Source organism: Gordonia sp. AC31, assembly GCF_031844505.1.
GTDB lineage: Bacteria > Actinomycetota > Actinomycetes > Mycobacteriales > Mycobacteriaceae > Gordonia > Gordonia hongkongensis.
The window spans coordinates 1-1,567 of the sequence record NZ_JAUZVK010000072.1 but is presented as its reverse complement, the minus strand read 5'-3'; the positions used below and the strand labels follow the sequence as shown (position 1 = coordinate 1,567).

2 protein-coding genes are annotated in these 1,567 nt (G+C 67.5%); both read left to right on the top strand.

Annotated features, from left to right (window positions below; translation table 11 throughout):
- Window positions 1-182 precede the first annotated feature (182 nt).
- Window positions 183-389, top strand: a complete 207-nt coding sequence (locus Q9R39_RS24600) for a heavy-metal-associated domain-containing protein (RefSeq protein WP_024499317.1) — start codon at window positions 183-185, stop codon at window positions 387-389.
- 92 nt (window positions 390-481) lie between these two features.
- Window positions 482-1,441 (top strand): hypothetical protein, encoded by a 960-nt coding sequence (locus Q9R39_RS24595; protein ID WP_024499316.1) that lies wholly within the window; start codon window positions 482-484, stop codon window positions 1,439-1,441.
- Window positions 1,442-1,567: the final 126 nt, after the last annotated feature.

Here is a 1,567-nt window from a genome sequence, read left to right as displayed (position 1 = left end):
AGCCCTGTTGCTGTTGCACCGCCGCGGATGGCTGGGCTTCACCGCCACCACCGAAGCTCAGCCCACCACAACCCATTGATTACCCTAGGGGGGTAAGGTATGAATGTGGTGTGGCGAGACGCCACAGCGACAGACCCCCTGAGGGTCGTCGGCACCACTGCTGTACCGAAAGGGCACATCTCATGAGCACATCGACAGTGATCGTCTCCGGAATGACGTGTGGGCACTGCGCGTCGTCGGTGCGTGAAGAAGTCGGAGCACTGGCCGGCGTGACTGACGTCGACGTCGACGTGGCCAGCGGGCACGTCACCATCTCCAGCTCGGCCCCGATCGAGCCCGACGCGATCCGCGGCGCGATCGAAGAGGCCGGCTACCACCTGGCGCAGTAGCCGATGGGGGGCTGAAGTGTCTGCCCCACTGGCGACTTCAGCCTCTCCCGGGCGGCGTGGGTGTCGCCACCACCGATGACAGGAATCCAGCGATGAATGTTCCAACCAAGCTCGGCGTCTTCGCCGCGGCCCTGCTGATAGTTTTCGCTGCGGCGTACGCCATCGCCGCTGGTGTCGCTCCCGACAGGGCGTCGACCTCCCCGGCTGAGTCCGCCCATGCCGATCACAATGCTGCACCACAGTCGCGAACATCCGCCTCGTCTCCGGGGGCCGATCAGGTTCGCGGAGTTTCGATGGCAGCAGCCGGCTTCATCCTGGGGAATGTGGTGGCACCCCATGCGTCCGGGGTGCAGGCACCGCTGAGCTTTGAGATCCTCGACGCCGCCGGGGCCGCGGTCACCGACTTCGCCGCCGAGCACGACAAGCAGCTGCACCTGATCGTCGTCCGCGCGGATGGCACCCACTTCCGACACGTGCACCCCACTCTCTCGCCCGAAGGGCGCTGGACGCTGCCCTGGCAGTGGGCGACGGGAGGCAGCTACCGGATCTACGCCGACTTCGTGCCCGCCGCCACCGGCCAACCCCTCACCCTCACCAGCACCGTCGAAGTCAGCGGTGACTACCAGCCGGCCCCACCCGCCGCCGAATCACGACAGTCACCCGTCGACGGGTTCGACATCGAACTGGCCGGGCACCTGCGCGCTGGAGCCGAGTCCGAACTGACCGTCACCGTGCGCCGAGCAGGACAACCAGTCACCACCCTGCAGCCGTATCTGGGCGCTTTCGGTCACTTGGTGGCCCTGCGACAGGGTGACCTGGCCTACCTGCATGTTCACCCAGAAGGCGCGGCACCAACCGCCGGTCAACTCGCGGGACCACAGGTCCGCTTCGCCACCACCGCCCCCACCCCGGGCCGCTATCTGCTCTACCTCGACTTCCAGGTCCAGGGCGCTGTGCATACCGCCACCTTCGTTCTCGACGTCCCCACCGGCGCCCCGGCCCCGACACCTGACTCCACGGCCCCCTCGGCCGATCCGCACGCCGGACACTAACTCGCTGACCAGCGCCACCCGGGGCACTGCGCCGAGGCATTCACCCAACGAGGAACCCCCCCATGACCACCTCAGCTCCGATCCACCCACCTGCGGCCACCGCCGAGCAGACAGGCGCCGTCGATA

Coding starts and splice junctions, on each gene's coding strand:
- Q9R39_RS24600 (WP_024499317.1), top strand. CDS start 183: ATGAGCACATCGACAGTGATCGTCTCCGGAATGACGTGTGGGCACTGC.
- Q9R39_RS24595 (WP_024499316.1), top strand. CDS start 482: ATGAATGTTCCAACCAAGCTCGGCGTCTTCGCCGCGGCCCTGCTGATA.